Below are 3,673 nucleotides of genomic sequence, written 5' to 3'. Positions count from 1 at the left end.
GCGCTGGGTCATGCGGTCGAGCATGCCGACGGCGCCGTTGACCTGCGCAATGCCCACGCTCTGCTCGGTGGCGGCCGCCGTGATGTCGCCGGCCATCTCGGTCACGCGCCGCACCGAGCGCAGGATGTCTTCCATGGTGCCGCCGGCGGTGCCCGCCAGCTTCGCGCCGGAGGCCGACTGCTGCACCGAGGCGCCGATCAGCGCCTTGATCTCGCCGGCCGCCTTGGCGCTGCGCTGCGCCAGGTTGCGCACCTCGCCCGCCACCACGGCAAAGCCCCGGCCCTGCTCGCCCGCGCGCGCGGCCTCCACCGCGGCGTTGAGCGCCAGCAGGTTGGTCTGGAAGGCAATGCCGTCGATGACGCCGGTGATCTCGGCGATGCGGCGGCTGCCGGCGTCGATCTCGGACATGGTGCGCACCACCTGCTGCACCAGGGCCTCGCCCTGCTGCGCGATGTCGGACGTGGCGGTGGCCAGCGCGCTGGCGCGCTGCGCGCTGCCGGCCGTCTGCTCGACCGTGCCGGTGAGCTGCTCCATGGCCGAGGCGGTCTGCTGCAGGCTGCTGGAGGCCTGCTCGGTGCGCTGCGAAAGGTCCTGGTTGCCCGCGGCGATCTGGGCACTGGCCACGGCGATGGTGTCGGTGCTCTGCCGCACCTGGCGCACCATGCCGGCCAGCGCGGCGTTCATGCCCTGCAGCGAGCGCAGCAGCGCGCCGAACTCATCCTCGCGCCGCACTTCCAGCTCCGTGCTCAGGTCGCCCGCGGCAATGCGCGCGGCCAGCGCGTTGGCCTCCGCCAGCGGCCGCAGGATGCTGCGGATCAGCGCCGCGGCGGCCAGCACCAGGCCCAGCAGCATCAGCAGCGCGCCGCCGGCCAGCGTGCGCGCGGCGCCGGTGCGCTCGGCGGCAAGGTACTGCTGCAGCTGCGTGCTCGCCTCCTCCTGCATGCGAACGAAATCGTTCAGGCTCCTCAGGTAGAGCGCCACCGCCGGCTGGTACTGGCTGCGGAACAGCTCCAGCGCCTTGTTCTGCTGGCCGATGTCCTTGAACCTGTCCGCGCTGGCGCGCAGCTCGGCCACTTGGCGCTGGCCCTCCTCGATGCGCGCGATCTGCGCCAGATCTTCCTGCGGCAGGCCCATGGCTTGCAGTTGCGCGCGCACCCGGGCGATCTGCGCATCGGTGTGCGCCACCGCCTCCTTGAAGGCCTCGCCGATCTCCGGCTCGCTGCTGAGGATGGTGGCCTCGGCGCGCGCCGCGTTGGCCAGGGTCAGGCCCTGCCAGCGGCTGGCGGCCTGGATGCGCTCGATCCGCTCGGCCAGGGCGGCCGCCCCGCGCGCCTGCACCCGGGGTGCATGGACCGTGGTGAGGGCCACCAGGGACAGTTGGAACAGCACGATGCAGGCCACGGCAAGCCACAGCTTGGTGGCCAGACGCAGGGACGGAAGTCGCATGGGATGGTCACGGGTTGGGGAACATGCGCGCAGTCTGGCCGCGCTGCAAGACAGCTTTGTGAAAGCGCGCCGCTGCGCGCTGCGGCCGCATGTGCGCCTCGCTAAAATCGCCCCGGACGCACCCTGCGTTCCAGCGGCTCCACCGCTGCCCACAACAACGATTTTTCTACTTCACAACACCATGGCAACTGCAAAGAAGACCGTCAAAGCCGTCAAGGCACCCGTCGCCAAGAAGGCCGTCAAGGCCGCCGCCCCCGCCGCCAAGCCCCGTGCCGCAAAGGCCCCTGCCGCCAGCCTCAAGCCCGTGAAGAGCAGCTTCACCAAAGCCAGCCTGATCTCGCACCTGGCCGAACATGCCGCCGTCGAGCTGAAGTCCGTGAAGGCCGTGCTCGCCTCGCTGGAGGCCACCATCCTCGGCGCGGTCCACAAGAAGGGCGCACGCGAGTTCACGCTGCCCGGCCTGCTGAAGATCGGCGTGCAACAGGTCCCCGCCAAGAAGAAGCGCATCGGCAAGGACCCGTTCACCGGCGTCGAGCGCGAGTTCGCGGCCAAGCCCGCCACCGTGCGCATCAAGGCCCGCGCCCTGAAGAAGCTCAAGGACGCGGCGCTGTAAGCAGCCTTCGTTCACCGCGGCGCAGGCACGGCCGCCGCGGCCGGCGCGGCAGCCGCTGCGCCTTCTCCCAGCGACGAATGCCGCGGCGCCGTGCCTTTGCACCGATAGGCAAGCCACGCGCGCCCACATCCCCATCGGCGGCATCCTGGCCGCGGCAGACGCCCCGCGCGGAACCTTCGTCGGCACGCGCACCGCCCATGTGCCCGCCCCGCCCGACGACAAGCATCACGCCGTGAGGCAGGCCAACGCGCCGCGCCGCCGCCGCGCCCGCACAGCGCCGCCGTATGCGGTGCTTGCGCTCGACGATCAACTCCCCTTGCCTCCTCCCGATGCGCCCGGCCCCATGCGCGCATCGCTCGCAGACACGGTCGCGACGCGCCTTGACCGTGCTCTGAACCCAATGTACGGAACACGAGCCCCATAGCCATTGCTCCCCGTTTTCGGCCGCATCAGACTGGCCGCCAGGCAAGCGGGAGAGCCACCTGCGGTCAGCAGGGCGGCTCCCGCGAGCCACCACAAAAGCAAAGGGGACATGTGAACAAAAGAGGCCTTCTACTGGCGACGCTCGCCATCGCCGCGCTCGGCAGCCTGCCGCTCGCGCACGCGCAAAGCTACCCGAGCCGCCCGATCCGCATCGTCGTTCACTCCTCCGCGGGAGCCCTGCTGGACGTCACGACGCGTGTCGTCGCGCAGGAGATGTCCAGGGACCTGGGCCAGCCGGTCTTCGTCGAGAACCGGCCCGGCGCCGACGGCCTGCTGGGCATACGCGCGGTCAAGGCCGCGGCCGCCGATGGCTACACGCTGCTGGCCGCTGCCAATACGGTCGCGCAGCTGCCGGCCTTCAGGAAGGAGCCGGGCTACGAACTCGACAAGGACTTCGTGGGCATCGGCATGATGAACCGCGCGCCCTTCCTGCTCGTCGGCGCTCCGAGCCAGCCGAGCAGGACGCTGGCGGAACTCATCGCCAACGCCAAGGCGCACCCCGGCCAGTTGATCATGGCGCACGCAGGCAAGGGCACCAGCGTGCACATGGCCTCGGCGCTGTTCCTGCACCAGAGCGGCACGCAGTTCCTCGACGTCCCCTACAAGGGCGCGGCGGCAGCCCTGCCCGACGTCGTGGGCGGCCGCGCCAACGTCATGTTCGATGGCGCCAATTCCTCCGGCCCGCTGGTCCAGGAAGGCAAGCTGCGGGCCTACGGCATCACCTCCACCGCGCGCTCGCCGGCCTTCCCGGACATTCCGACACTGGCCGAGCAGGGGTTGCCGAACTACAGCTTCTACGTGTACCTAGGCCTGCTCGCGCCCGCCAACGTGCCCAAGGAGGCGGTGGCGCGCCTGGCTGCGGCCCTGCGTACCGCGCTGGCCAGCGAGACCGTCAAGCAGCGTTTTCGAAACGACGCCGCCGAGGCGGGCGCCATGAGCCCGGAGGAATTCACCCGATTCCTGAAGGAAGACGCCGCGCGCACGGTGAAGGTCGTGAACGACCTTGGCTATGCCAAGGAGTGATCTGCCTTCGACTCTCTTTCCATGACAGCCATTCCCAACCCTGAAGAGGAGACATCCCCGTGAAGAAGCCCATCGCGCTGGCCGCAGCCAGCCTCGCCGGCCTGGCAC

General features: G+C 70.3%; 3 protein-coding genes. 2 read left to right on the top strand and 1 reads right to left on the bottom strand.

Annotation, left to right across the window (positions count from 1 at the left end):
* Positions 1-1,446 (bottom strand): methyl-accepting chemotaxis protein (locus tag JHD63_RS21980; protein ID WP_198972917.1); only part of this gene is annotated, 1,446 nt, incomplete at its 3' end.
* Between the two features lie 181 nt (positions 1,447-1,627).
* Between JHD63_RS21980 and JHD63_RS21975 the strand changes: the two genes are divergently transcribed.
* Positions 1,628-2,059, top strand: coding sequence for an HU family DNA-binding protein (locus tag JHD63_RS21975; protein WP_198972916.1), 432 nt, complete (start codon positions 1,628-1,630; stop codon positions 2,057-2,059).
* A gap of 534 nt (positions 2,060-2,593) precedes the next feature.
* Positions 2,594-3,565: a Bug family tripartite tricarboxylate transporter substrate binding protein gene (locus JHD63_RS21970; RefSeq protein ID WP_198972915.1), complete on the top strand. Its 972-nt coding sequence runs from the start codon at positions 2,594-2,596 to the stop codon at positions 3,563-3,565.
* The last annotated feature ends 108 nt before the right edge of the window (positions 3,566-3,673 follow it).

Source organism: Xylophilus sp. ASV27, from assembly GCF_016428875.1.
Taxonomy (GTDB): Bacteria; Pseudomonadota; Gammaproteobacteria; order Burkholderiales; family Burkholderiaceae_C; genus Xylophilus.
This window is presented reverse-complemented; position numbering and strand designations above follow the sequence as displayed.